At 69.7% G+C, this 26835-nt stretch carries 22 protein-coding genes and 1 riboswitch; of the genes, 14 read left to right on the top strand and 8 right to left on the bottom strand.

Annotation, left to right across the window (positions count from 1 at the left end; genetic code table 11):
• Nucleotides 1-99 precede the first annotated feature (99 nt).
• Both ACFFXY_RS03685 and ACFFXY_RS03680 read left to right on the top strand, forming a co-directional pair.
• A complete protein-coding gene (locus tag ACFFXY_RS03685; protein WP_382345964.1) occupies nt 100-438 on the top strand; it encodes an effector-associated constant component EACC1 in 339 nt (112 codons plus the stop codon).
• Complete coding sequence (locus ACFFXY_RS03680) at nt 431-5578, top strand: caspase, EACC1-associated type (protein ID WP_382345962.1); 5148 nt, start codon at nt 431-433, stop codon at nt 5576-5578. The genes ACFFXY_RS03685 and ACFFXY_RS03680 overlap by 8 nt, the downstream gene beginning before the upstream one ends.
• Here ACFFXY_RS03680 and ACFFXY_RS03675 read toward each other — a convergent pair.
• On the bottom strand, nt 5568-5804 hold the full coding sequence (locus tag ACFFXY_RS03675) for a hypothetical protein (protein WP_382345960.1): 237 nt from the start codon (nt 5802-5804) through the stop codon (nt 5568-5570). The genes ACFFXY_RS03680 and ACFFXY_RS03675 overlap by 11 nt on opposite strands.
• A complete protein-coding gene (locus ACFFXY_RS03670; protein WP_382345958.1) occupies nt 5801-6190 on the bottom strand; it encodes a TetR/AcrR family transcriptional regulator in 390 nt (129 codons plus the stop codon). Before ACFFXY_RS03670 ends, ACFFXY_RS03675 begins: the two co-directional genes overlap by 4 nt.
• A gap of 262 nt (nt 6191-6452) precedes the next feature.
• On the opposite strand from ACFFXY_RS03670, the gene ACFFXY_RS03665 reads away from it, so the two are divergent.
• The 3 genes from ACFFXY_RS03665 to ACFFXY_RS03655 all read left to right on the top strand — a co-directional run bounded on the left by ACFFXY_RS03665 (nt 6453) and on the right by ACFFXY_RS03655 (nt 8376).
• Nucleotides 6453-6686 carry an FAD-dependent oxidoreductase gene (locus ACFFXY_RS03665; protein WP_382345956.1) on the top strand — a complete coding sequence of 78 codons (234 nt, stop codon included), beginning with the start codon at nt 6453-6455 and terminating at the stop codon, nt 6684-6686.
• A 90-nt stretch (nt 6687-6776) separates the two neighbouring features.
• Nucleotides 6777-7445, top strand: coding sequence for an FAD-dependent oxidoreductase (locus ACFFXY_RS03660; RefSeq protein ID WP_382345954.1), 669 nt, complete (start codon nt 6777-6779; stop codon nt 7443-7445).
• 4 nt (nt 7446-7449) lie between these two features.
• On the top strand, nt 7450-8376 hold the full coding sequence (locus tag ACFFXY_RS03655; RefSeq protein WP_382345952.1) for a phosphotransferase: 927 nt from the start codon (nt 7450-7452) through the stop codon (nt 8374-8376).
• Here ACFFXY_RS03655 and ACFFXY_RS03650 read toward each other — a convergent pair.
• On the bottom strand, nt 8361-9020 hold the full coding sequence (locus tag ACFFXY_RS03650; protein ID WP_382345950.1) for a response regulator: 660 nt from the start codon (nt 9018-9020) through the stop codon (nt 8361-8363). The genes ACFFXY_RS03655 and ACFFXY_RS03650 overlap by 16 nt on opposite strands.
• Nucleotides 9017-10675 (bottom strand): sensor histidine kinase, encoded by a 1659-nt coding sequence (locus tag ACFFXY_RS03645; RefSeq protein ID WP_382345948.1) that lies wholly within the window; start codon nt 10673-10675, stop codon nt 9017-9019. Before ACFFXY_RS03645 ends, ACFFXY_RS03650 begins: the two co-directional genes overlap by 4 nt.
• A 100-nt stretch (nt 10676-10775) precedes the next feature.
• Between ACFFXY_RS03645 and ACFFXY_RS03640 the strand changes: the two genes are divergently transcribed.
• The 3 genes from ACFFXY_RS03640 to ACFFXY_RS03630 are packed head-to-tail and all read left to right on the top strand — an operon-like array spanning nt 10776 to nt 13934.
• Complete coding sequence (locus ACFFXY_RS03640; RefSeq protein WP_382345946.1) at nt 10776-11771, top strand: Bug family tripartite tricarboxylate transporter substrate binding protein; 996 nt, start codon at nt 10776-10778, stop codon at nt 11769-11771.
• Nucleotides 11768-12400 (top strand): tripartite tricarboxylate transporter TctB family protein, encoded by a 633-nt coding sequence (locus ACFFXY_RS03635; protein WP_382345944.1) that lies wholly within the window; start codon nt 11768-11770, stop codon nt 12398-12400. Before ACFFXY_RS03640 ends, ACFFXY_RS03635 begins: the two co-directional genes overlap by 4 nt.
• Nucleotides 12401-12413: 13 nt before the next feature.
• Nucleotides 12414-13934, top strand: coding sequence for a tripartite tricarboxylate transporter permease (locus tag ACFFXY_RS03630; RefSeq protein ID WP_382345942.1), 1521 nt, complete (start codon nt 12414-12416; stop codon nt 13932-13934).
• A 66-nt stretch (nt 13935-14000) separates the two neighbouring features.
• On the opposite strand, the gene ACFFXY_RS03625 is transcribed toward ACFFXY_RS03630, so the two are convergent.
• Nucleotides 14001-15152, bottom strand: coding sequence for a DUF418 domain-containing protein (locus tag ACFFXY_RS03625; protein ID WP_382345940.1), 1152 nt, complete (start codon nt 15150-15152; stop codon nt 14001-14003).
• A gap of 113 nt (nt 15153-15265) precedes the next feature.
• Nucleotides 15266-16006 carry a DUF2306 domain-containing protein gene (locus tag ACFFXY_RS03620; protein ID WP_382345938.1) on the bottom strand — a complete coding sequence of 247 codons (741 nt, stop codon included), beginning with the start codon at nt 16004-16006 and terminating at the stop codon, nt 15266-15268.
• Nucleotides 16007-16146: 140 nt separating this feature from the next.
• On the opposite strand from ACFFXY_RS03620, the gene ACFFXY_RS03615 reads away from it, so the two are divergent.
• Entirely contained in the window at nt 16147-16824 is a 678-nt protein-coding gene (locus ACFFXY_RS03615) for a TetR/AcrR family transcriptional regulator (protein ID WP_382345936.1), read from the top strand.
• A 56-nt stretch (nt 16825-16880) separates the two neighbouring features.
• On the opposite strand, the gene ACFFXY_RS03610 is transcribed toward ACFFXY_RS03615, so the two are convergent.
• Nucleotides 16881-18245 (bottom strand): dicarboxylate/amino acid:cation symporter, encoded by a 1365-nt coding sequence (locus tag ACFFXY_RS03610; protein WP_382345934.1) that lies wholly within the window; start codon nt 18243-18245, stop codon nt 16881-16883.
• Between the two features lie 437 nt (nt 18246-18682).
• On the opposite strand from ACFFXY_RS03610, the gene ACFFXY_RS03605 reads away from it, so the two are divergent.
• From ACFFXY_RS03605 to ACFFXY_RS03595, 3 genes are all read left to right on the top strand, one after another.
• On the top strand, nt 18683-19162 hold the full coding sequence (locus ACFFXY_RS03605) for a FluC/FEX family fluoride channel (protein ID WP_382345932.1): 480 nt from the start codon (nt 18683-18685) through the stop codon (nt 19160-19162).
• Entirely contained in the window at nt 19159-19521 is a 363-nt protein-coding gene (locus tag ACFFXY_RS03600; protein WP_382345930.1) for a fluoride efflux transporter FluC, read from the top strand. The genes ACFFXY_RS03605 and ACFFXY_RS03600 overlap by 4 nt, the downstream gene beginning before the upstream one ends.
• Before the next feature lie 161 nt (nt 19522-19682).
• Entirely contained in the window at nt 19683-22187 is a 2505-nt protein-coding gene (locus ACFFXY_RS03595) for a S8 family serine peptidase (protein WP_382345928.1), read from the top strand.
• On the opposite strand, the gene ACFFXY_RS03590 is transcribed toward ACFFXY_RS03595, so the two are convergent.
• Nucleotides 22188-22922 (bottom strand): SDR family NAD(P)-dependent oxidoreductase, encoded by a 735-nt coding sequence (locus tag ACFFXY_RS03590; protein WP_382345926.1) that lies wholly within the window; start codon nt 22920-22922, stop codon nt 22188-22190.
• Between the two features lie 125 nt (nt 22923-23047).
• A riboswitch (cobalamin riboswitch) is annotated at nt 23048-23257 on the top strand.
• Between the two features lie 41 nt (nt 23258-23298).
• On the opposite strand from ACFFXY_RS03590, the gene metE reads away from it, so the two are divergent.
• Together metE and alr are read left to right on the top strand one after the other, a co-directional pair.
• Nucleotides 23299-25530 (top strand): 5-methyltetrahydropteroyltriglutamate--homocysteine S-methyltransferase, encoded by a 2232-nt coding sequence (metE, locus tag ACFFXY_RS03585; protein WP_382345924.1) that lies wholly within the window; start codon nt 23299-23301, stop codon nt 25528-25530.
• 102 nt (nt 25531-25632) lie between these two features.
• On the top strand, nt 25633-26799 hold the full coding sequence (gene alr / locus ACFFXY_RS03580) for an alanine racemase (RefSeq protein ID WP_382347367.1): 1167 nt from the start codon (nt 25633-25635) through the stop codon (nt 26797-26799).
• Nucleotides 26800-26835 lie beyond the last annotated feature (36 nt).

Raw genomic sequence — 26835 nt, 5'->3', positions numbered from 1 at the left:
CTGTACACCGGAAGTGCGCACAGGTAGCATCGAGAAAGTCACTCAGTTGCCCGCCGCATCCCGGTGAAGCGACCCACCCCCCGGTGAAAGAGGCGTTTCATGGACGCTCTGAAGATCACGATCGACTCCGACTCGCTCGACGACCTTCTTGACTTGTACCAATGGATGAACAACGACGCGGATTCACGACTGCGCCCTGAACGCCGGACCGTGCCCGAGACGGGCGCGATGGGGGCCGTCGAATACCTGGACCTCATCGTGGCGAGCGGTGCGGTCACCGGGATTGTGACCTGCGTATGCGCCTGGATCAGGTACCGTCGCCCGACGATCACCGTGAAGTTCGAGCGGTCTACCGGCGATGTCACGATCAGCGGCGAGAACATCGGCAGACCGGAGGAGATCGTCGCTGAGATGGAGAAGATGCTGAAGCATGAGTGATCTCCCCCTCGGATCGATCCTCAAGGGGACTGCGATCCTCATCGGTGCCAGTGCGTTCCCCGAAGACCCCGACGGACTTCAGCCTTTGCTGGGTGTCGACGGCAACCTCGTAGGGCTTCACGAAGTTCTCCGCGATCCGGCGTTCGTCGGGATGGAACCGAGCAACATCCACCGGCTGCCGAACGTCAAGCCGCTGGAGTCCTTGCGTGTACGCATCTCCGAGCTGATCGAAAGCGAAGAGGAACTGCTCCTGATCTACTATGCAGGGCACGGGCTCATCGCCGACGACGGCGACCTGCTACTGACGACGACCGTCTCCAAATGGCGCTTTGCCGAGGAGACCTCCATCCCGTGGCGCTCCTTGAAATTGAAGGTGATCGCAAGCAGGGCAACGACCAAGATCGTGATTCTCGACTGCTGCTTCAGCGGGCGGGCGAACGGTATGGGCGTCGATGAATCCGCAGTGCTCGCGCAACTTGAGACCGCCGGGACGGTCGTGATCAGCTCGAGCCCCAAGAACGGAATCTCTGATGCTGGCGACGATCTACGGACCACCTTCACCGACGGGCTTCTCAAGACGATCCGTGGTGGCGTCCCGCAAGGCGGCGCGACGCTCAATGTCCAGCAGGTCTTCGACGGGGCGAAACACCAGATGCGGCTGGTGGAGGCCCCGACTCCGGAGATCATGAGACTCGGCGACGCCGCCGCAATGCCGTTCTGCAACAACGCTGCCGAGGCGGGCGGTCGTATAACCGAACTTCAGGCCCCCTCCCCAACTGCTGCGCAGGACCGTGGCCTGCGGCCATCGGCGATCGACGGACTGCGGAGATCCGTTGCGCACCTCGGAGTGGATCAGCGACGCCGCTGGCGGAACAAGAACGATCCTGAGCGCTTCGCTCAGAACCTCGAGACGGTCCTTCGGGCGACCGTGGAGTCAGTCGACCCTTCGCCGATTGAGATCGAAATTGTCTACGCCACTCTGCTTCTCGCAGAGGCGCGGCTCGATCGAGTGTTCTCCCTGACGCCGAGTATTGCGGAGATGAAGGAGACCGGCGTCTGGCCCAAGGAGTTCGTGGCGATTCAGGCCGCGACTGAGCGACTGATCGAACGCTGCGTCGACACGACCAACACGCAAGAGGTCCGCGGGGCCCTTGACGAGTGGATCCGCGGGTACGCACTCTCCAGCTCCGACACTGGCTGGAAGAGGGACGAGATCATCACCGAGGCCGCGTCTCTGCTCGCCGAGGCGCTGGCGAGCGATGACCAGGATAAGCAGGAACTGCGGGACCGCCTGCTGACTGCCTCCAGGCACCTCCAACAGGGCAGCTATCCGTCCAAGGCGATCGCCCGCAAATGGGGCTTCCGGTCTTCGACCACAGGTCAGGTCGTGCAAGTGCGATGGGGCTTGGTCTACGAACTCGGCGTCGTCATCCGGGGCATGACCTTCGACGTGTACCAGTACGGACGCGAGCTCATCGAGCAACTGGGCATCGTCGAGCAGTTCACCCTAGAACAGCTCAAGCACGACCTTGAAACGGTGCAGTGGGCCCAGGACCAGAACCACTACCCGGGGTTGAACGCGAAGTGCTTCGACCCTGCGGTCGAAGAGGCGCTACGCGCCTACGTGCAATCCTTCCGAACCCTCGATGAAGCACTGCCCGACACCTCCTCTGCAAAGAGTCTCACTCGATTCGTGCTGCTCCGCGCCACCGGAGACGGCGTCGGCCCCAGATTGACCGGTGACGAGCTGGCCTACCGGCACCCCATCACCCGCTTGACCCTGAACAGCGACAAGATCAGGCAGCTGCTCATGGGTGAGCAGCTCTACGGTGATCCCCGTCTGGCGATGCGAGAGCTCTACCAGAATGCGCTCGACGCCTGCCGATACCGGCAGTACCGGCACGAGTACCTGCGTCACGAGACCGGCCCTGTGGCAGACTGGTCCCCGACCATCAGGTTCGAGTCTCACAGCGATGCGAACGGTGCTCTTCAATATTTGGACTGCATCGACAATGGCGTCGGAATGAAGCCGGAGGTCCTGGAGCGGTGCTTCCTCAACGCCGGTTCGCGGTTTGTCGAAACGGCTGCCTTTGCGGACGAGCAGGCTGAATGGCTCAAAGTCGACCAGAAGATGCGGTTGATCCCCAACAGCTCGTTTGGAATCGGTGCGTTCAGCTACTTCATGCTCGCCGACGCGGTCGAGGTGTGGACCAGGCCCCAGGACGTGAACGGGAACCTGGGGGAAGGCCTTCGGCTGCTGATCAACGCTGGCTCGAGCATCGCCAGGGTGACTGCCGACGAGAAAGTCACCGGCAGGCTGCCCCAAGGCGGGACCATCGTCCGCCTGCATCTGCGTCCGGAGTTCAGAACTGTCGGCGGACTTCAACTGCGGAGCTTCCTGGACGAGGTCGTGCTTCATTCTCCCTACCAATTGGAGATCGCTGAATCCGGAGAGCAGATCATTCGGGAACCCAATGCTGTCTCGACTTCAGCCAAGAGTTCGAGTTCGCTCGCTTGGACGGATGGAACCTCGACGGCATGGTGGGCTGAGAACGATGCTGCGGTCCTTGCTGACGGACTCATCACCTCGACTTCGTTCACCGGTGCGATGGTGACCCTCCATGGAGAGCATAAGCCCTTGCTGCGTGTGGATCGCAATGCAATCGTGAACTGGGATCTGAACTGGGTGCTTGAACGCACAGCTGAATCTGCTGAGACGCTTGCGAACTGGGACGGCCTTTCGCTGCGTTGGCTTTGGAGTTTCTCAGAGGCGTACCCGCGTCACGGAGCGATTCTAGCCGACGGCATTAAGCAAGTACGTCCTATTATTCCACTCGGCCAGACCAGGTACTGGGCACAGGATATCGATTTGCGGGAGATTGGATGCTTCCCTGGAGACCGATACCTACTCTGGCAGCTTAGTGACCGCAACTTCACTCCACATTTCTCAGAACCGCGATCCCAAGGGTTCAACGACCCTCGTAGAAAATATTGGCCGCGAGGGGAATATATACTTCCTCCTCCTCTTCGCGCCTGGCGCAGCCAGGTATGGAGGCGACATCTTCCGTCCCTATTCGATGCATTGAATGATCAGGGAGTCGCATCGACGAGCTTGCAAGATGGATGGATTCACGGGGAATCGATCGAGCAATTCCCTATTTGGGAATCCGCGGACATGCTAGATCATGCACAACCTGACCCGATTGACACGGCGCTTCTTGTTTCTCGATCTGTGCAATCCCCGTGGAACCCCTATAGTGACACTCCGCGTTCAACAAGCGACTACCTTGACCTCGTTGGATTTGTTTGGGGCGCTTCTCAGGCAGGCCTTTCCCTGGGCGAGGCCGTTGAGAGAGTCGCCAAGTTCACGCGATACTCACTGATGGGCATGCCATCCATTCCTGAAGATTCATATGATTATATTCCAGACACACGAGACTCAATATTGATTTCGGTGCCAGCGGGGCGATGGAACGCCAATCGAGTGCTCCTGAATGAGGAACATTTCGGACTCGTGTCAGTTTGCCACGAACTGGGGATCTCACTAGGTGAAGGCTTCCATGGGCTTGAGTCGATCCTGAGAAGGCTCGGGCTAGGATCTCCGGAGTTGGCCTTCGACCTCCTCAACGAGGGCGGTCGGCATGTGCCTTCAAGTCGAGAGGCAGAGTTCTTCGGACAACTGGAGGACGGACGACCTCAGGGGTCGGATGGAATACCTCCAGTCCGGATCAGACGAATCGCAGAAGCTATGGAAATCGGCGAGAGCGAACTAGATCAGATTATCCAGAAATACTCAGTGTTTAGACTCGATAAGCCGGAAACAGCCGTCTTGCCGTCGGATCGTCCGGAAGATGCGATGCAACGCAAGGCATGGTCGACGAATTTCGATGGCCGCGCCCCATGGATTGATTCACAAGTTTTCGGGACTGCTCAACTTGGCGCCACTTCGAATTCACTACAACGACTTATGTGTCATTCGTTGTTCTTCTCGGTACTGGAATCGATTAGCGCTTCCGAGGCCGCGCGTATGGTTTCCGATTATCCAGGTTTGACGGAAGAGCAGCGAGCGTTTCCGTTCGAGGCGATTCCCTCGATCGTACCAACTCAGCGCGATCTTGAAATGATGAAGTATCGACTCGTAGGATCGCAATCCGAATCAAATGATAGACTCGCTGGAACTGGACAGTATGGCTTGATACTGCGGAAAATTTCGCCGTATGAGATGAAGCTTGCGATGGAGGATGTATCAGTTTCCGCGGAGGAGCTAGCTGATCGAATTCAGCACTTCGAATACCTTGGCATAGAACTGCCAATCATCGATTTTTCTGCACTAGATGCCTTTGAGTTCACCGCAGTTGACAGAGCTTTGCTGATAACTGAAAATCCGACACTCACCGCGACTGAATTCATCAACAGCCAATTTCTCGGACCGGTGCAATATCCGATTCCAGCTCGTCACGTATTCTCGGTTGCAGAAGCCGAGCGACTGCCACTCGGGGACATCGTCGCGGCACTTGATCGGATGAAGTCAATCGGTGTCACCACTGATATCAGCCCCCTCACTGAGCGGCTATCTGCTTACACTCCGAAGAAATCTGACGGCCAGTTCATACAGAAGTTGAGTTACTTGCCAGCGGGTGCAGTGATCTGTGGAACAGCGTTGAGCGGACGACACACAATCGGCAAAGTTGTTGATCAGATTGCACCTTGGATCGCTTGGGTTCTCGGCGAACCGGAAGATGTATACAGATCTCGCCTTGACACCGTCAAGAGGACTTGCGGCTCCCGCGTTCCCGATGGTTCCGACATGTCGTTCTTTGATGCGGTCACTGGCCAGGCGAAGCTCAATGAGGGCGGGTTCGGGCGCCACGGCGCACTGGTGCTCGCAGCCCAGGCTGGACTTCCGGTCGGGCGCGTAGTTGAGAAGTTCAACGAGTTTCAGCCGCTGTTCGACCTGGACGGCATTTACGGAGAGGACTTGGATTCGATGACCGATGAGATGCTCGCGACGGTGCCGGATTGTCGGTGGGTCATCGCGGCATGTGAGGATGCGGTGATCGGCAAGGGAGCGGCCGAGGCGCGCATTCGGCTCGGAGTCGATGACGAGATCTCGTTCGCAGTTCGCAAGTTCACCCGGTGAGGTCCCGAGAGCCGGCGTCTGAAGCGGGGCCGGCGAGGCTGTGGTGGAGGAGGTCGGTGAGGGTGTCGTCGTCGAGGTCGCGGTCCTGGGCGATGTTGACGGCGTAGCCGAGCATGGAGTGCATGCTGCCCATGGCGGCGGCGAGAATCTCAGGGTCGCCGGGTAGGACGCGGCCCTGGTCGCGGCCGTACTCGAGGTGGCGGCGCCACATGTCGGTCTCGGTCACCAGGCTGCCCCAGGCTGCGCCCGAGCCGGATTCGCCGCGGTCGTCGACTGGAAGAGGGCGGTGACCACCGGGGCGTGTTCGCGGAAGACCATCCAGGCGCAGGCGGGGTGCTGGCGGAGCTGGGCGCGGTCGGTGAGGTCGTGCTCGCGGGGGTGAACGGTAGTGTCGACGAGCTCGTCGGCGCGGTCCTCCATGCCCCGGAGGAGCGCCTGGAGCAGGTCGTCCTTGGAGGCGAAGTACTCGTAGAACGAGCCCATCGCGCGGCCCGCTTCCTCCGTGATGTCGGTGAACTTCGTGTTCAGGTAGCCGCAGTCGGCGAACAGCCGCTTGGCGGCCTCCAGGAGCGTGGCCCTAGTCTCGGCCGCCTTCGCCTTGCGCACGCTCATCGACGGCCCCTTGGAGGGTGACATCCACCCATGGTCCCGAACATGATTTCACTGAACTCATATTCAGTGAATTATCATTCAGCGATCTCGTCATGCGCGCGGTCAGCCCGAATTCAGCCAGGGACGTCGGGTGGTTCATCAGCCTCGCCGCGAACGGGCTGTGGGGGATCGAGCTGCTCGGGTGCCTCGACGAAGTGAGGGCAGCCGGGATCGACGTGCCCCGGCGGCACATGTGGTCCGCCGGGGGATGCTTGTAGGGGACGTGGCCCCCGGGCGACGCGCCACGGACGACATGCACTCGGTGACGCTCATGCGCGGGCGCCTTGTGGAGGTCCTGCGGGCCGCGGCCGTCGCGGCGGGGGCCGAGGTGCGGCTCGGCGAGCGGATGACCGGCGCCGTGCAGGACGCGGACGGCGTGATCGTCGAGTTCGCGAGCGGGAGCACGGACCGGGCGGACGCCTTGATCGGGGCCGCCGACATCAGATCGGTGCTGTGAGGGAACTTCGATCCGGGTAGGCCGCAACTGGAGTACGCGACGCGCTACACCATCTCAGGTGTCGCGAAGGAGATCCCCGCAGAGCCCGGGGTGTTCAACCTGACGTTCGCCTACGGCGGCGCGTTCATCCACACGGCCGCCGGGGGCGACGTCTGGTGGGCCGCTCAGATCAACAATCCCGTCGCACCCGAAAGGGACGCCGACGACCGGTTGGAGCGAACCCGTGTGGTGTACCGGCCGGAGGCCGAGCCCTCGCGGATCCTCGCCGCGGTATTAGAGGTGCATCGGCCCTCGCTGTTCCACGCGCTTGAGGAGGCCCAAACCGGGCACCGCCGGCGCATCGCCCTCGCGGGCGACGCGGCCCACCCGGTCGGCACCGGGCAGGGCGTGTGCATGGCGATCGAGGACGCGATCGCAATGGCGGACAGCCTGAGCCGGGGCGAGTCCGTCCCGGAGACGCTGGACTCGTACGAGCAGCGGCGGCGGCCCCGGATCGCCAAATTGCTCAGGCACGCCGAGGACAATCGCGGCTTTAAGCAGGCCGGCCCGGTCAAGCGGTGCGTCCAGGCCCTTGGCATGAAGCTCTTCGTGCCCCTCGTCTACGAGAAGGACACCAGGTGGCTCTACGACTACCGGCCGGTCCTCGGAAACGTCGATGCGCCTGGCCCCCCGGTAGCCTTTCGCGATGGATTCTGGTGCTGCGCCCGCTGTCGAGCTTGTCGCGATCGCGGCGGTGGGCGGGGTTCGGTCGCTGGCTGAGGGGGTGCTGAATCGGAACTGGCGGGTCGAGGCCGGGGGTGAGGTGTTCGCGCTGAAGGAGTTGGTGGAGACCGGAGCAGAGGCGGCTCGGCGGAGCCTGGCGGTGATGGCGGCGGCCGGGGAGGCGGGGGTTCCGGTCGTCTCGGTGGTGCCCGGGGTCGGCGGGGAGTCGGTCACCGAGGTCGGCGGGCACTTCTATTACCTGGCGCGGTGGGTCGAGGGGGACCATCGGCGGGGGGCCGAGATGAGCGCTGCGGCCTCGTTCCACATGGGGGCGCAGATCGGGCGGATTCATCGGGCGCTCGCGCGGCCCGGGGTGCTCCCAGAGGCGGAGCGGCCCGTCGAGCGGACGCCGACGGTCGAGACGGCGAACGAGCGGATCAGGGAGTACCTGGAGGTCATCGCGGGGCGGGAGGAGCCCGAGGAGTTCGACCTCGCGGCGGAACCGTTGCTGCGCAGCCGGATGGCGTTCGTCGCCGAGCACGCGCACCTGCTGCCGGAGGGCGGGGGGCCGGTCGGGCCGTACGGGTGGACCCACGGGGACTGCCAGAACTGGAACCTGCTCTGGCAGGGGGAGCGGATCGCGGCGGTACTCGACTGGGACCGGGTGCGGGTGAGCGCGTACGCGGAGGAGATCGTGCGGGCCGCGACGTACCAGTGCGCGCTGGACGACGGGCGGATCGACCTCGGCGGCGTCGCCGCGATCGTCGCCGGGTACCGCTCGGTGAGGCCGATCGGGGCGGACGCGCTGATCGACGCCGCCCGGCGGCGGTGGTGGAAGCTGCTGACCTCGGTGTGGCACTTGAAGTACCACTACTACCGGGGCGACCGGGCGAGCGACGGGCTGTTCTTCTCGGACGAGCGGATGCTGCGCTGGTGGACCGCGAACCTCGCGGAGGTGGAGGCGGTGTTCGGTCAGCGCCAGCGGTAGCGGCGTTCGGGGCGGCCCCGGCCCGCGTATTTGAGGGCGACTTCGGCGCGGCCGCGTTCGGCGAGCTGTTCCAGGTAGCGGCGGGCGCTGACGCGGGAGACGCCGATGCGTTCGGCGCATTCGGCCGCGGAGAGGGAGCCGTCGGCGTCGCGGAGGGTCGCCTCGACGAGCTGGGCGGTCTCGGTACTGAAGCCCTTGGGCATGAGGGTGGCCGAGCCGGTGCGCTCGAAGGCCCGGTCGACGTCGGCCTGGTCGCGGACCGCGAGGGCCAGGCCCGCGCGGGTGTTCGCGTACTGCTCCAGGCGGTCCTGGAAGTCGTTGAAGCTGAACGGCTTCAGGAGGTAGGAGACGACGCCGAGGCGGACGGCGGCGCGCACCGCGTCGGACTCTCGCGCCGCGGAGATGACCATGACGTCGGTCTCGTGGCCTTCGGCGCGCATGCGGCGCACCAGGTCGAGGCCGAAGACGTCGGGCAGGTAGAGGTCGAGGAGGACGAGGTCGGGGCGGTGCTCGTCGAGGGCGGCGAGGGTCTCCTCGCCGGAGCGGGCCGAGGCGACCGCCCGGAAGCCGGGGGTGCGCTCGACGAAGCCGCGGTGGATGTTGACCAGGCGGAAGTCGTCGTCGACCACCAGCACGTCGATCATGTCGGTTCCTCAGCCGTCGTTGGCACGGGCGTTGCGGTGCGGGAGAGCAGCGGCAGGTCCGCCAGGAAGCGGGCGCCGTCGGCGGTGTTCTCCACGCGGACCCCGCCGCCGTGATGCTCGCACACCAGCCTGGTCAGCGCCAGCCCGATACCGCGCTCCGCGGTGGCGCCCGTGCCGGTGGCCTTCGTGGTGAAGCCGTGCTCGAAGACCTCTTCGACCGCGCCGGGCGGGACGCCCGGGCCGTTGTCCGAGACGGTGATGCGCACGCCGCCTTCGGATTCGCGGATCTCCACCGCGACCCACGCCTCGGCCGCGAGCGGCAGGGGCGAACCCGCGGCGGCGTCCACCGCGTTGTCGATGAGGTTCCCCAGGACGGTGCCGACGTCCGCGGAGTCCTCGGGGGAGAGCGGGCCGAGCGCGGTGCCCTCGGCGATGCCGAGGCGAACCTGGCGCTCGGAGGCCTGCGCGGACTTCGCCATGAGGAGCGCGGCGATGGCCTTGTCGCGGATGGGGCCGCCGATGGACAGGTCGAGAGACTGGCGGTGGCGGTTGAGGGCGTCGATGAAGCGGACGACCTCCTCCTGCTCGCCGATCTGGATGAGGCCGGAGATCGTGTGGAGCTTGTTGTCGAACTCGTGGGCCTGCGCGCGCAGCGCCTCGGCCGTGGAGCGGAACGAGCCGAGGTCGCGTTCGAGCTGGGCCAGCTCGGTGCGGTCGCGGAGGGTCGCGACCGCGCCGAGGGCGCGGCCGTCCTTCTCCACGGGCATGCGGTTGACGACGAGGACCCGGTTCCCTTGCAGCACCACCTGGTCGGAGCCGGTGACGGTGCCGGAGAGGACGTCGCGCAGGCGCGAGGTCAGGTCCAGGTCGTCCAGGGTGCGGCCCACGGCGGCGTCGTCCAGGTCGAGGAGCCGCCGCCCCACGTCGTTGACGAGGGTGACGCGGTGCTGGTCGTCCAGGGCGACCACGCCTTCGGCGATGCCGTAGAGCATGGCCTCGCGGTGCTCGGCCAGGCCCGCGATCTCCCTGGGCTCCATGCCGAACGTCTGCCGTTTGATGCGCCGCGCCAGCAGCCACGACCCGGCCACGCCGAGGACGCTCGCGACCCCGAGGTACAGCAGGAGCGTCGGCACGGCCTGCACGAGGAGCCGCGCGAGCGCGGGCGCCTCCTGGCCGACGACCGCGACGCCGAGCTGCACGCCGAGGTTCTCCGGTTCGGACCCGATGACGGGGGCCTGGCCGACGAGTTCGGTGCGGCCGCCGAGGTCGATCTCGCCGCGCCAGCCGCGGCCGTCGAGGACGCCGTGCCCCAGGGGCAGCATCGTGCCGATGAGCAGCGGGTTCGTGGAGGCGACGACGGTCCCGTCGGCGTCGGCGATGGTCACCGAGGAGACCTGCCAGCGTTCGAGGTCCGCCTGGATCTGCGGAGCGAGCGTCTGCGCGGGCGCCGGGGCGGGGAGGCGGCCACGGACCAGGTCGGAGGCGGCGAGGGACTCGGCGAGCTGGGTGACGCGGCGGCCCTGCTCGGCGTCGAACACGGCCCGGGACTGGGCGAGGGAGAGCCCGGCGACGGCGGCGAGCACCAGGAGGATCACCGTGAGCTGGAAGAGGAGGAGCTGGCCGGCGAGGGTCGGGCGATTCAGGGGCCTGAACACAATGAACTCAATGATCGATACGGACACAAGGCTGACGCGGGGTCGGCGCCGGGGTGACCATCGTCTCTCACCCCGACCCCGAAATGAAAGAGCAACGACGATGAAATTTCACCGGAGGGCCCTCCTCAGTGCTGCGGCGGCCGTCCCGACCCTCGCGGCGGCCTCGGCGTGCGGCCTCACCGCCGAGGACGGCTCGGACGACGGACCCCTGACCGGCCTGCGCATCATGGTCCCCAACAGCCCCGGCGGCGGCTACGACACGACCGCCCGCTCCATCGCCCGGATCATGGAGGACGAGGGCATCGCCAAGGCCATCGAGGTGTTCAACCTCGAAGGCGCGGGCGGCACGGTCGGCCTCCAGCGGACCGTCAGCGAGGAGGGCAACGGCGACCTGGCCATGCAGATGGGCCTGGGCGTCGTGGGCGCCTCCTACACCCAGAACTCCGAGGCGAAGCTCACCGGGACCACGGCGATCGCGAAGCTCGTGGAGGAGTCCGGGGCCATCGTCGTGCCCGTCGGCTCCCCGTTCCAGACGATCGAGGACCTGGTCGCGGCCTGGACCGCGGACCTGAACGGCGTCACCGCGGGCGGCGGCTCCTCCCCCGGCGGCCCCGACCACCTCCTGCCGATGCGCCTCGCGAAGGCCGTGGGCATCGACCCCGTCCAGGTCAACTACGTGTCCTACGACGGCGGCGGCGAGCTCCTGCCCGCGCTCCTGGGCGAGAAGGTCTCCTTCGGCGCGAGCGGCGTCGGCGAGTTCATCGACCAGATCGAGGCCGGGCAGCTGCGGGTCCTCGCGACCTCCGGGGCCGAGCGCGTCGAGGTCGTGCCCGATGCGCCCACGTTCCGCGAGTCCGGGATCGACCTGGAGTTCACGAACTGGCGCGGCTGGGTCGCCCCGCCCGGGATCTCCGACGAGGACGTCCAGAAGTGGACCGACGCGCTCACCGCGATGTACGAGTCCGCGGCGTGGCAGGACGAGCTGGAGAAGCAGGGCTGGACCGACGCGTTCATGACCGGCCGCGACTTCGAGGACTTCCTCACCGACCAGGACTACACGGTCGCCGCGACGCTCCAGGAACTGGGCCTCGCATGACCGCTGCCGAAAGCGGCGACGCCGCCGCGGCGGTGGACGGGCAGGCGGACGAGTCGGCCGCGGTTGCAGAGGTCGAGGTCGAGGCGGACCCGGTTGCAGCGGACGAGACCGCAGCGTCCGAGCCCGATGCGGCCGCGACCGAAGCGGCCCCGCCGAAACGGGACCTCGCGCAGCTGTGGGTGTGCGGGTTCCTCGCCGTCCTCGGCGTGCTGGTCATCGTCGACGCCTCCCGCCTCGGCGGGTTCTCCGCCTCGAACGACCCGATCGGCCCCAAGCCCGTGCCGATCATCCTCGGCGTGCTCCTGTTCGCCGTCGCCGCGTTCTACGCGCTCAACGTGCTGCGCGGCGGCCACGGCGAGGACGAGGGAGCGAACGCGAGCGAGCGGTTCGACCTCAAGACCGTGGGCCTGCTGTGCGCGGTGTTCATCGCGAACGCGCTGCTCATCGACTGGCTCGGCTGGGTGATCTCGGGCTCGCTCCTGTTCTGGGGCGCGGCGATCGTGCTCGGCTCGCGCCGGTACTTCCTGGCGCTGGCCGCGGCGGTCGTGCTCGGGCTGGCCACGTTCTACGGGTTCGCCATCGGGCTGGGCCTCGGCCTGCCCGCGGGCGTGCTCCAGGGAATCCTGTAGGGGGGCATAGGACATGGACAATCTCAACTCGCTCCTCGACGGCTTCGCCGCGATCCTCACCCCGGGGAACCTGCTCATCGCGCTCCTCGGCGTCACCATCGGCACGGCCGTGGGGATGCTGCCGGGCCTGGGCACGGCCATGGCGATCGCGCTGCTCCTGCCGATCACGTACGGGATGGAGCCGACCCAGGCGTTCATCATGTTCGGCGGGATCTTCTACGGCGGCATGTACGGCGGGTCGACCACGGCGATCCTGCTGAACACGCCGGGCCAGTCCTCGTCGGTCGTCACGGTCCTCGAAGGCTTCAAGATGGCCCGCAACGGGCGCGGCGGCCAGGCCCTCGCGACCGCGGCCATCGGCTCGTTCATCGCCGGGACGATCGCCACGATCGCGCTCGTGTTCGTCACCCCGATCACCGTGCAGTTCGCGATCGGACTCGGCGCGCCCGAGTACTTCGCGATCATGGTGCTCGCGCTCGTGGCGACCGCGTCGGTCCTCGGGTCCTCGCGCATCCGCGGGTTCGCGTCGCTCCTGACGGGCCTCGTGATCGGCACGATCGGCATCGACGCGGTCACCGGGCAGCAGCGCCTCACGTACGGCGTGCCGGAACTGGCGAGCGGCATCGACATCGTCATCGTCGCGGTCGGCGCGTTCGCCGTCGGCGAGGCGCTGTGGACGGCCGCGCGCCGCAGGAACGGCGCCGACGAGATCATCCCGGTCGGCCGGGTGTGGATGGGCCGCAGCGACTGGCGCCGCTCGTGGGGCCCGTGGCTGCGCGGCTCCGCGCTCGGCTTCCCGTTCGGGGCGGTCCCGGCGGGCGGCGCGGAAGTGCCGACGTTCCTGTCGTACGTGACGGAGCGGCGGCTCTCGAAGCACAAGCAGGAGTTCGGGAACGGCGCCATCGAAGGCGTCGCGGGCCCGGAGGCGGCGAACAACGCGTCCGCGGCCGGCACGCTCGTGCCGATGCTCGCACTGGGCCTGCCGTGCAACGCGACCGCGGCGGTCATGCTCGCGGCGTTCCAGACCTACGGCATCCAGCCCGGCCCGCTCCTGTTCGAGAAGGAGTCGGCGCTGGTGTGGACGCTCATCGCGGGCCTGTTCGTGGGCAACGCGATGCTGCTGGTGCTCAACATGCCGCTGATCCCGTTGTGGGTCAAGCTGCTGCGCATCCCCAAGCCGTACCTGTTCGCGGGCATCCTGTTCTTCGCGACGATGGGCGCGTACGCCACGAGCGGCCAGTCCTTCGAGCTGCTCGTGCTGCTCGCGCTCGGCCTGATCGGGCTCGCCATGCGGCGCTTCGGGATTCCGATGCTCCCGATGATCGTCGGCGTGATCCTCGGCCCGATGGCCGAACGGCAAGCGCGCATGGCGCTCCAGCTGTCCGGCGGCGAGGCGTCCGGCCTGCTCGGCGGGCCGGTCGCGTGGACCGTGTACGGGATCATCGCGCTGATCGCGCTGTGGCCCCTGGTCGCCCTCGTCAGGCGGCGCCTGACCCGCGACCGCACCGGCGACCGCGACATGGTCGCCGCCTGACCTGTCGGGTGAGTGGGAGGTGCGGGCCGGTCGTTCCCCGGCCCGCACCTCTTTTCTTTCTGCGCCTCAGCGCAGGACGGCCTTCTGCAACGCCTCCGCGGGGCCGTTGCTGAAGCGGCGCAGCCACAGCCGCGAACCGATGAGGAGGAACGCGCTGATGCCGAGCCACAGGGCCGGGGCGAACCACGCCTCCGTCCCGTACCGCGCGGCCAGGCCCAGGCCCCAGCCGTAGCAGACGACCGACGCGAGCAGGTTCTGGAGGATGTAGCCGCTGAGGGCGGTGCGGCCCAGGGACTCCAGCGCGGCCATGACGGGGCCGCGGCGCAGCCGCTCCACGAGGAACCCGATGAGGCCGATGTACCCGAGCATGACGACCGGCGCGACGAGGTACCGCTCCGCGTAGAGGAAGTCGTCGGGCGCGAACTGCACGGCGATGTTCAGCGGCAGGCCCAGCCCGAGGCCCCAGGCCATGAGGCGCCCCCGGATTCGCCGGCCCGCGTCCTCGGCGCCGAAGGCCCCGGCCCGGAACAGCTTGACGCCCAGCAGGAACAGGAACACCAGCAGCGGGAACGTGATGATCGGCTCGATGCGGAAGACCAGCATGTGGTCGAGGCGGAACCGGACCTGGTCGAGCCAGGAGCCGTCGGCGTACAGGGCCGCGACCTCGGCGTCCCGGGACGGGTCGTTGCCCGGGCCGAGCGCCGTCGCGGCCGTGATGAGCGCGATCACGGCGACGTGCAGGCTCAGCGCGGTCCACATGACGGCCCGCTGCGCGCGTTCGGAGCGCTTGAGCAGCCACGCGACGGTGATCGCGGTGACGGCGTACCCCATGAGCACGTCCCACGCGAACAGCAGCACGAAGTGGATCGTGCCTTCGGCGAACAGGAACAGCGCCCGCCAGTGGTAGCGGCCGGGCCAGCGCCGCCCCTTCTTCTCGGCCGAGCGGTACTGGATGGCGAGGCCGACGCCGAAGAGCACGGTGAGCATCGACAGGAACTTGCCGTTGGCGAGGAGTTCGAAGACCTCGCCGAACGGGCCGCCGCCGGTGATGCCGTAGCCGAGGAGCGGCCCGGCCTCGCCGTGGGCGGAGGTGAAGATCCAGACGTTGGTGCCGAGCGTGCCGAGGATCGCGACGCCGCGGAGGACGTCGAGCAGCGGGAGCCGCTTCGCTGCGGGCGCCCGCGCCTCGGCGGGCGCGGTGGCGGTGGTGGTGTCCATGCCTTTCAGCATCGCGCCGGGATCGCCCGCGCGAATCCTTCCGCGGCACGGACTTTCACGTGCGGGAGGGGCGACCGGGGGTGGAGCCCCGGCCGCCCCGAAGGTGGCAGCCGCTACTGCGCGGCTGCGACTTTCGTCGCAGGGGTGCGGCGCGCGCGGCGCTTGGGCCTGCGGTCGAGCCACCACTGGGCGATCATCAGGTTGACGATCCAGCTGAGCCAGATGGAGGCGACGGCGACGTCGGAGATGAGGGCGTCGTTGTCGCCGCCGTAGTAGGTGTCCTGGAACGGCAGGAGCACCAGCAGCAGGATGACGATCCACACGCGGTTGAGCACGATGGACCAGCACAGGGCGAAGCTGCGGATCATCCAGCGCCGGTGGGCCTGGAAGTCGTGGCGGCGGGCGGCGAGGAACCCGGCGAACGTCGTGCCGAACCACAGGAGCGAGAGCAGGACGTTGCCGATCTTCCCGTCGGGGCCGACCGTGGACATGATCGCGACGACGAGGGCGAAGGCCCCGGAGGGGACGACGCCGAGGAACACGTAGAGGCGTCCGGAGATCCGGTGGACCTTGGGGTGCTTCTGGCGCAGCCAGGTCCACACCTGCATGGAGCAGGTGATGAGCGCGATCGAGCCGAACAGGATGTGGGCCGAGAGCATCAGGTAGTGGGTCTCGGGGTTGTCGGGCTGGAGTTCGACGAGCGAGTCGCCGGTGTCGAAGGTGAGGTAGAAGGGGAGCCGGGCGGCGACGAACAGCCCGGCGACGGCGAGGAGCGGGACGATCCAGGGGCGTCGGTACCACTTGGGCTTCTCGCGGGCGGGCGGGGTGTCGGGTCGGTCGAGGGTCTGGGTCACCGGTTTCTCCGATCGATGGTGGGGTCCGATCGATGCGTATGGGATACGCTATTAAGCGTACATCATACGCAAGCCCGGTGGGTGAACACGAGTCCGCAACGGGCCCTAAGCTGCGGACAAATCGAGGGGGGTGCGGCGCGGTGGGACATGGCGAGTACGAGCTGCTGTGGGGGGAGCCCGCGCGCTCCGGGCGCGGCAGGCCCTCGGGCCTCACCCGCGAGCGGATCGTCGCGGAGGCCGTCGCCATCGCCGACGCCGAGGGGCTCCAGAAGGTCTCGATGAAGCACCTGGCCGACCGGCTCGGCTCCGGCGTCATGTCCCTGTACCGGCACGTCCCCGGCAAGGACGAGCTCGTGGTCCTCATGTACGACTCGCTCATGTCCGCGCCCGCGCCGCTCCCGGAGGCCGACACGTGGCGCGAGGTCCTCGCCGGGTGGGGCCGGTGCGTGCGGGACCTGTTCCTCGCCCACCCGTGGGCCCTCCCCGTCGCCACCGGCGAGCGGCCGATGGGCCCGCACGAGGCGGGCTGGGTGGACCAGGTCCTCGGGCGCCTCGCCGCGGTCGGCATGCCCGAGGGGACCGGGCTCCTCGCCGTCCTCACCGTGGACTGCTTCGCGCTCGGGGCCGTGCGGCCCGAGATCGGCGGCGGCGAGTCGACGGGCGCGTTCTTCCGGTTCCTCCAGGACCCGGCCGTCGCCGGGCGCTTCCCGCACCTCGCCGCGCTCGCGGCCCGGCCGGTCGGCGAGCCGGGCGCCGGGTACTTCGAGTTCGGGCTGCAACGGGTCCTCGACGGCCTCGAACAGCATTACGGCGCATAGCGAGCGGGGGGCCGGCCCCCTCAGGCCGGCCCCCCGCTACTCAGGAGAGAACAAAGCTATGCGGGCTGGAGCGCCGCCTCGCCCTTGCGCGGGGCGGGCTCGTCCGTGCCGAAGGCGGCGGCCTCGTCGAGCGGCTGCGGCGCGGCGTCGAAGACCTCCCTGTCGAGGAGCTTCTCCGACTTCGCGACGATCACCGGGACGACCATCTGCCCGGCCACGTTCGTGGCGGTGCGGATCATGTCCATGATCGGGTCGATCGCCAGGAGCAGGCCCACGCCTTCGAGCGGCAGGCCCAGCGTCGAGAGGGTCAGCGTCAGCATCACCGTCGCGCCGGTCAGGCCCGCGGTCGCCGCCGAGCCGATCACCGACACGAACGCGATGAGCAGGTAGTCCTGCACCCCGAGGTCCACGCCGTACACCTGCGCCACGAAGATCGCGGCGATGGCCGGGTAGATCGCGGCGCAGCCGTCCATCTTCGTGGTCGCCCCGAACGGCGACGCGAACGACGCGTAGTCGCGGTCGACGCCGAGCCGGTCGGTGACGGTCTTCTGCGCCAGCGGCAGGGTCCCGACCGAGGAGCGCGACACGAACGCGAACTGGATCGCGGGCCAGGTCTTGCGGTAGAACTGCAGCGGCGAGACCTTCCCGAACACGCGCAGCAGCACCGGGTAGACGACGAGCAGGATGACGAGCGCGGCCGCGTAGATGTCGATGCTGAACACCGCGAGCGGCTCCAGCAGGTCCCAGCCGTACGCGTACACGGACTTGCCGATGAGGGCCGCGGTGCCGATGGGCGCCAGGCGGATCACCCACCACAGGGTCTTCTGGATCAGCGCGAGCGCGGAGGCGTTGAACTTCAGGAACGGCTCGGCCTTGTCGCCGAGCTTCGCGGCGGCCGCGCCCACGACGATCGCGACGAACACGATCTGGAGGACGTTGACGTTCACGAACGCGTCGACGAGGTTCGTCGGGATGATGCCGGTCAGGAAGTCGGTCCACGAGCCCTGCGTCTCCGGGGCGGCCGCGGCGCTCGACAGCTCCACGCCCGAACCGGGGTTCGTGGCGAGGCCGATCGCGAGGCCGATGACCACGGCGATGAGCGAGGTGATCGCGAACCAGCCGAGGGTCTTGGCGACCAGGCGGCCCGCGTTCGCGAGGTTGCGGAGGTTCGCGATCGAGGCGACGATCGCGGTGAACACCAGGAACGGGACGATCAGGAACAGCAGCTGCACGAACAGCGTGCCGACCGTCTCCAGGGTGGTGCCGAGCCAGGCGACGGACCACTCGCGGGCGACGTACCCGAGGGCGAGGCCGAGCACGAGGCCGATGAGCAGTTGCGCGGCGAACGGGACCCGCTTGCGGCGCTTGGGTTTCGATTCCTCCACGGCCGGGGCGGCCGTGCTTTCGGGAGCACTTGACATGGATACCTCTGGTGGAAGGCGGGCGCACCGCATGCGGGCGCGCGGTCGCGCGCCTCAGACGGTGTCAGGAGTGCGGGTCGGGCTCGGACCCAGCGGGGGAGAGGACGAGTACGTCGGCGAGCCTGCCGGTGGGATCGGCGCTACGGACGACAGAGCACGGTGGACACGCGGCAGAAGTCGAGGTGACGCCTGCGTGTCAGGTGCTGGTTCGTGACGGTGTAACTCATCGCCTGCCAACGGTAGCGCCTTTCGCATTTCGGGCGCAAGGGGCGGTGAGGGATCGCATACGGTCCGCGGGGGTTTTGGGGGCGGGGTCGGGGGCGGGTGTGCGGGCGGGTTTCGGGAGGCGCAGCGGTGAAGGCGCGGGTCAAGGGGCGGGGCCGGGGCGGCGAGGGTTTGGACGGCGGGGTCCGCGGCGCGGGGTCTAGATTCGACGGGTGCCCGGATCTCCTCCCGCTCCGCCTCCCGATCCGCGCGGCCGCGCGCCGCGTGCCGCGACGCTGCGCGACGCGCTCCGCACCGTCCCGCCCGTCGTCCTCGGCGCGGTCGCCCTCGGCGGCGTGATCGGCTCGCTCGCCCGGTACGGGCTGCTCGTCGCGTTCCCGCCCGTCCCGGGCCGGTTCGACACCGCGACGTTCCTCGCCAACGCGGTCGGCGGCCTGCTCATCGGCGCGCTCATGGTCGTCGTCACCGAGGTCGCGCCCGACCGGCGGCTCCTGCGCCCGTTCCTGGGCGTGGGCGTCCTCGGCGGGTTCACCACCTTCTCCACGTTCATCGTCGGCGTCGGCCGCGCCGTGGACGCCGGGGCGGCGCTCCTCGCCGTCGTCTACGCGTTCGCGACGGTCGCCGCGGCCCTCACCGCCGCCGCCGTCGGCATGTGGGCGACCCGGCGCGTCATCGCCCGGCGGCGCCGATGACGCTCCTCCTCGTCGCCGCGGGCGCCGCGCTCGGCGCGCCCGCACGCTTCCTCACCGACCTCGTCGTCGCCCACTACCTGGGCCGGCACCTCCCGTGGGGCACCCTCGCGGTCAACGTCGCCGGGTCCGCGCTCGCGGTGTTCCTGGCCGTCGCCATCAGCGACCCGGCGTGGTCGGCGGTTCTGTCGATCGGCTTCTGCGGGGCGCTCACCACGTACTCGACGCTCTCGTACGAGACGCTCGTCCTCGTCGAGGAGGGCCGGTGGCCGCACGCCGCGCTCAACATCGGCATGAACCTCGCCGGGGGCCTCGCGGCCGGGTTCGGCGGGTACCTCCTCGCGCGCGCCCTCGGGTTCTAGGCGGCCGACACGCGGCCGACACGCGGGCGGGCCGCGCGGCAAATGCGCGGTTCCGCGCGGTCGATGCCCGACGATCGAGGTCCTGCCATATCCGCCCGCCGGGGGTTCCCGGGCGCCTCCGCGAACCCCCGGCGGGCGCCCCACCCGAAGGGACGTCCCCGATGCCGCGCCCGCTCTCCGCCGTCCCTCCCGCCTGGCGGCGCCCGCTCGCCGCCGCGGTCGCACTGCCGCTGCTCGCGCTCGCCGCGCCCGCGGCCCACGCGGAACCGGACGGTCCCGCGCAGGTGTGGCTCGTCGAGTTCGCCGAAGGCGCCGACGCCTCCGTCCTCGACGCCGCGCACGGCCTCGACTTCGCGGTGCGGCACGACTTCGAGCGGATCTGGAACGGCGTCTCCGTGGAGGCCGACCCGGCGACCGCGCGGCGCCTCGGGCAGCTCGGCATGGTCGAGCGCGTCTGGTCCGACGTGGTCTTCGGCGGCCCCGCGGCCACGGGCCCGGACGCGGCGACCGAGTCCGGCCCGGTCCCCGAACTCGCGCAGGCGATCCGGACGACGCGCGCCGACGCGGCGCACGACCGCGGGATCACCGGGAAGGGCGTCAAGGTCGGCGTCATCGACACCGGCATCGACTACACCCACCCCGACCTCGGCGGCTGCTTCGGCCACGGCTGCCGGGTCGCGGAGGGCGCCGACTTCGTGGGCGACGCGTTCGACTCCGACGACCCCGACCACGCCGAGCCCGACCCCGACGACGACCCCGCCGACTGCGCCGGGCACGGCACCCACGTCGCCGGGATCGTCGGCGCGAACGGCGAGGTCACCGGGGTCGCGCCCGACGTGGAGCTCGGCGCGTACCGGGTCTTCGGCTGCGAGGGCTCCACGAGCGCCGAGGTCATCATGCAGGCCCTGGAGGCCGCGCTCGACGACGGCATGGACGTCGTGAACCTCTCGCTCGGCCAGTCGTTCCAGTGGCCCGGCTACCCGACCGCGAAGGCCGCCGACCGGCTCACCGAGGAGGGCGTGGTCGTCGTCGCGTCGATGGGCAACGACGGCGAGTCCGGGATCTACTCCGGCTCGGCGCCCGGCGTCGGCGAGGACGTGATCGCCGTGGCCTCCACCGACAACCCGTCCGAGCGCATGGACGCCGCGCGCGTGCCCGCCCTCGACCGGTCCGTCGGCTACCAGGTCCTCGCGGACACCGCCGCGCCCGAGGCGGGCACGGCCACGGACGGCCTCGTGTTCCTCGGCCGCGCGTGCGCCGACGACCCCTCCGAAGGCGACGTCGACGGCAGGGCCGCGCTCATCGTCCGCGGGACCTGCACGTTCAAGGAGAAGTACGAGCGGGCCGTCGCCGAGGGCGCGACGAGCGTCGTCATCTACAACGACCGGCCCGGGCCCTTCGGCGGCTCCGGCGTCGAGGACCTCGGCGTCCCGGCCCTCTCGGTCACCGACGCCGACGGGAAGGACCTGCACGACCTCGCGGCGATCGGCGAGGCCCCCGTCCTGGAGTTCACCGGCGAGACCGTGCTCGTGCCGCTGCCGCGCGCGGGCCTGGCGTCGAGCTTCTCCGCGTACGGGCCCGCCCCCGACCTCGCGTTCAAACCCGACGTGGCCGCGCCCGGCGGCGGCATCTGGTCCACCGTGCCCGTCGCCGACGGCTCCTACGAGTCGCTCTCGGGCACCTCGATGTCCTCGCCGCACGTCGCGGGCGCCGCGGCCCTGCTGCTCGGCGCCGAGCCCCGGCTGGAGCCGCGCGACGTGCGCACCCGCCTCGCGAACTCCGCGAAGCCCGTCGCGTGGGGCGACAACCCCGACCTCGGCGAACTCGAAGCGGCGCACCGGCAGGGGACCGGCGTCATCGACGTGGTCGACGCCCTCGACGCGGAGGCGTGCCTGTACCCGACGGGCGTGAACACCGGCGACGGGACCGGGCCACGCACCTTCGAGCTCAGCCTCACGTCCCGCAACCGGGAGGTCCGCGACTACACGATGACCCACCGGGCCACGATCGCGACCACCGGCGACGACCGCGACCCCGGCTTCAGCGCCGCCGCGCCCGACGTGGACTTCTCGCCGAAGGAGCTGCGCCTGTACCCGGGCCAGACCGCGACCGTGGAGGTCACCGTGACGCCGAGCGCGGACCTGCCCGAGGGCAGCGTGTTCGGCGGGCGGATCACCGCCCGCCCCGAGGGCGGCGGCGAGTCGCTGACCGCCGCGTACTCCGGCTACCAGGGCGACTACCTGGCGATCCCGGTCCTGGAGCACCCGGACTTCCCGAAGCTCGCGGCGGTCGTCGCGCAGGACCCCGAGACCCGCGAGTACGAGTACCGCGACGTCGAGGACGGCGAGTCGTTCAGCCTCGCCGACGGCCCCGACCTCGCGGCCCTGGTCTACCTCGGGCACCAGCCCGCGGCGATGGACGTCAGCGCCGCGAACGCCGACACCGGCGAGGTGGTCGAATGGGACCGGGAGGCGTTCCTGCCGCGCTCCCCCGGACCGGACGACGCGATGGGCGTCCACCTGGAGGACCTGGTCGCCCAGCGGCCCGGCGCTTTGGAGCCCGGCCGCTGGACGCTCACCGTGAAGGTGCTCAAGGCCCTCGGCGACGAGGACGACCCGGACGCCTGGGAGCAGTGGACCTCGCCGGTCTTCACGCTCGCCGAGTAGCTACTGCCTGCGGTGGACGAGCTGCGCGCCGGCCTGGTCGCGCGGGGTGATGGTGATCTGGTCGATGTTGACGTGCGCGGGACGGGTCGCGACCCACGCGACCGCGTCGGCGATGTCGGCGGCGACCAGCGGCGTCATCCCCGCGTAGACCGCGTCGGCGCGGCCCTGGTCGCCCTCGAAGCGGACGAGGCTGAACTCCGTCTCGACCATGCCGGGGTCCACCTCGCACACGCGCACCGGCTCGCCGAGCAGCTCCATGCGCAGGACCCGCGTGATCGCGGCCTCGGCGTGCTTCGCGGCGTTGTACCCGCCGCCGCCGGGGTACGGCTGGTGGCCCGCGATGGAGCCGATGACGACGACCTGGCCGTCGCCGGAGGCGACGAGCTTCGGCAGGAGCGCCTTGGTGATCCGGGCGGTGCCGAGGACGTTCACGTCGTACATGCGCTGCCACGCGTCCAGGTCGGCCCCGGCGATCGAGTCGAGGCCGAACGCGCCGCCCGCGTTGTTGACGAGCACGTCGCAGCGCTCGACGGCGGCGGCGAAGTCCGCCACCGACGCCTCGTCGGTGACGTCGAGCGGCAGCGCGGTCCCGCCGCACTCGGCCGCGACCTCGGCGAGCCGGTCGGCCCGGCGCGCGCCGAGGACCACGTCGAACCCGGCCCCGGCGAGGGCCCGGGCGGTGGCCGCCCCGATCCCGCTGCTCGCTCCCGTGACGACCGCGGTCTTCCTGCTCATCGATTCCTCCTCGCAGACGCGGGCCGAGGCCTCGGCCCGGGACGGACCTTACTCGGCGGCCCCGCGTGCCCCGCGCCGGTTCTCACACTCTGGCCGAGGCGCGCGCGGAGTCCGGCCGCGCCCGTACCATCGCATTCGACGCTGGTTCCGCGGCGCCTTGCGGCGCTTCGGCTAAGAGGGAATCTGGTGCGAATCCAGGACTGCCCCGCAGCGGTGAGGGGGAACGGAACCCGCCATGAGCACTGGCCCCGGAAGGGGCTGGGAAGCGGCGGGGAGTAGGTGCCGGCGACGGCGCGCCCCCGAGTCCGAATACCTGCCCGCGTACCGCGCGCGACCGCGCGCGGTCCCGCTGTCGCAAGTTCGAGGGAACTGACACATGACCAACAGCTCTGCCGTGCGCTCGACCGCGCTCGGATACCCGCGCATCGGATCGGGCCGCGAGCTCAAGCGCGCGCTCGAAGCCCACTGGGCCGGACGGCTCGACGCCGAGGGGCTCGAACGGGCCGTCGCGGCCGTCCGCGCCGAGATGCTCGACGACCTGTCCGTGCTCGACTCGGTCCCCACGGGCGTCTTCTCCTACTACGACCACGTGCTCGACGCGGCGTTCGCCGTGGACGCGGTCGCGCCCCGCCACCGCCGCGGCACCACCCTCGCGTCCTACTTCGCCGCCGCCCGCGGCGACGACGCGGCCGCGCCCCTGGAGATGACCAAGTGGTTCGACACGAACTACCACTACCTGGTCCCCGAGATCGGCCCCGCGACCGCGTTCGCCCCCCGCCCCGAGAAGGCCGTCGCGGAGTTCCTGGAGGCCCGCGAGCGGGGCCTCGACGCCCGGCCGGTCCTCGTCGGGCCCGCCACGCTGCTGCTCCTTGCGAAGGCCGCCGACGGCTCGCCCGAGGACTTCCGGCCCTTCGACCGCCTCCCTGAAGTGGTGGAGGCGTACGCCGGCATCCTGGCCGCGCTCGCGCGGGCCGGGGCCGGGCTCGTCCAGCTCGACGAGCCCGCGCTGTGCGCCGACCGGACCCCGGCGGAACTGGAGGCCGTCGCCGCCGCGTACCGGCGGCTCGTCGCCGAGGCGGAGATCCTCGTCGCCGGGGGCTACGGCCCGTTCGGCGAGTCGCTGCCGGTGCTCCTGGACGCAGGGGTCGAAGGGGTCGCCCTGGACCTGGTCCGCGGCCGCTCCGACCTGGAAACACTTGCGTCGCTGAATGTTTCACGTGAAACATTCATCGTCGCCGGAGTCGTGGACGGGCGCAACATCTGGCGCACCGACCTCGCGAAGGCCGCCGCCGACGTCGAGGCCGTCAAGGCCCTCACCGACCGCGTCGGCGTCGCCTCCTCGGCCTCGCTCCTCCACGTCCCCGTGGACCTCGCGCCCGAGACCGGCCTGCCGCCGCTGCTCGCCGAGCGGCTCGCGTTCGCGCGCCAGAAGCTCACCGAGCTCACCGTCCTCGCCGACCCCGGCGGCGCCCGCGACGCCCGGCCCGACACTCCCGACGCGTGGCGCGACGGCGCGGTCCGCGACCGCCTCGCCGCCCTCGGCCCGGGGGCCGACCGCCGCGCGCCCTACGCCGACCGCCGCGCCTCCCAGGCCGAGCGCGTCCCGCTGCCGCCGCTGCCGACCACCACGATCGGCTCGTTCCCGCAGACCGCCGAGCTCCGCAAGGCCCGCGCCGCCCACCGGCAGGGCCTCATGATCGACGCCGACTACCACGCCCGCATGAGGGCCGAGGTCGCCGCCGTCATCAGTGAGCAGGAGAAGCTCGGCATCGACGTGCTCGTCCACGGCGAGCCCGAGCGCAACGACATGGTCCAGTACTTCGCCGAGCAGCTCACCGGCTTCGCGACCACCGCCGCCGGATGGGTCCAGTCCTACGGCTCGCGCTGCGTGCGCCCGCCGATCCTCTTCGGCGACGTCGCCCGCACCGCGCCCATGACGGTCCCGTGGACCTCGTACGCGCAGTCGCTCACCGCCAAGCCCGTCAAGGGGATGCTCACCGGGCCCGTGACGATCCTCGCGTGGTCGTTCGTGCGCGACGACCAGCCGCTCGCCGACACCGCCGACCAGGTCGCCCTCGCCCTGCGCGACGAGGTGGCCGACCTCGAAGCGGCCGGGACCGCGATCATCCAGGTCGACGAGCCCGCGCTCCGCGAGCTCCTGCCCGTGCGCGAGGCGCCCCGCGCGGCCTACCGCGAGTGGTCCACCCGCTCGTTCCGCCTCGCGACCTCCGGCGTGCGCCCGGACACCGCGATCCACACGCACCTGTGCTACTCCGAGTTCGGGGTGGTCATCGACGCGATCGCCGCGCTCGACGCCGACGTCACCTCCATCGAGGCGTCCCGCTCGAAGATGGAGGTCGTCGCCGACCTCGGCCGCGCCGGGTACGGCAGCGGCGTCGGCCCCGGCGTGTGGGACATCCACTCCCCGCGCGTGCCCGCCGCCGCCGAGATGGCCGAGGCCCTGCGCCTCGCCGTCGCCGCCCTCGGCCCCGACCGGGTCTGGGCCAACCCCGACTGCGGCCTGAAGACCAGGCGCTACGAGGAGGTCCTGCCCGCGCTCGAAGGGCTCGTGGAGGCCGCGCGCACCGTCCGCGCCGAGGCCGCCTAGCGCCGCGGACGTTCCGGATCGTGCATCCTATTTCCTATAGGATGTACGATCCGGTCGCTGCGGCGGACCCGCCGCGGCGCCACGTACCCTTGAGCCGTGGCGATGGACAACTACCGCATCCTGACCGAGCCGGTGAACGGCGGCATGTCCGGACTGGCGAAGGCCAGCGCGGACTGGCGGCGGCTCGCGCACAACGTCGAGGCGCTCGCGCGCGTCGCGGGCGTCCCGATGATGGCGATGGTCAAGGCCGACGCGTACGGGCACGGCATGGTCCCGGCGGCGCGCGTCGCCGCCGAGGCCGGGGCCGACCGGCTCGGCGTCGTGACCCTCCGGGAGGCCTGGCAGCTGCGGCAGTCGACCGGCCTCGAATCCACTCCCGTGATGGCGTTCTTCTTCGCGCCCGAGCAGCCCGGCCTCGCCGAGGTCGTGGGCGCCGGGATCGACCTGGGCGTGTCCTCGCTCGCGCAGCTCGAAGCCGCCGCGGCGGCGGGGGACAGGGCCGGGACGCCCGCGCGCGTCCACCTCAAGGGCGACACGGGCATGTCGCGGGGCGGGGTCGCCGAGCACGAGTGGGAGCTCGCGGCCGAGGCGGCCGCGAAGCACCAGGCCGCCGGGTCGGTCGTGGTCGCGGGCGCGTGGAGCCACCTGGCGTGCGCCGACGAGATCGGGCACCCGGCGAACGCCATGCAGAAGGCCGCGTTCGAGCGGTTCCTCGCGGCGGTGTCCGCGGCGGGCCTGGCCCCGGAGGTGCGGCACCTCGCGAACTCCGCGGCCCTCATCGCGGACCCCGAGACCCGCTACGACATGGTGCGGCCGGGCATCGCGCTCTACGGGTACAACCCGGTCCCGGACTTCCCGGTGGACCTGAAGCCCGTGGTCGAGGTCCGCAGCCAGGTCATGAGCGTCAAGCGCCTCCCGGCCGGGTCGGGGATCTCCTACGGCCACACGCACATTCTGGAGCGCGACACGAACGTGGCGCTGGTGCCGCTGGGGTACGCCGACGGCATCCCGCGGGCCGCCTCGAACAAGGCGGAGGTGTACCTCGCGGGGAAGCGCCGCCGCGTCATCGGGCGGATCTGCATGGACCAGTTCACCGTGGACTGCGGCGACGACCCGGTGAAGCCGGGCGAGCCGGTGGTCCTCATCGGCGCGGGCGCGCAGCACCCGGACGCGGACGACTGGGCGGCGTGGGCCGGGACGATCCCGAACGACGTGCTCACGGGCCTGGGCGCCCGCATCCCCCGGTTGTGGAACCGGGGCCTCGACTAGGTACGTACTTCCTTCCTCTTCCCTTTGGACCCCTTG

This window comes from Glycomyces mayteni (assembly GCF_042428885.1).
Lineage (GTDB): Bacteria > Actinomycetota > Actinomycetes > Mycobacteriales > Micromonosporaceae > Glycomyces > Glycomyces mayteni.
This window is presented reverse-complemented; position numbering and strand designations above follow the sequence as displayed.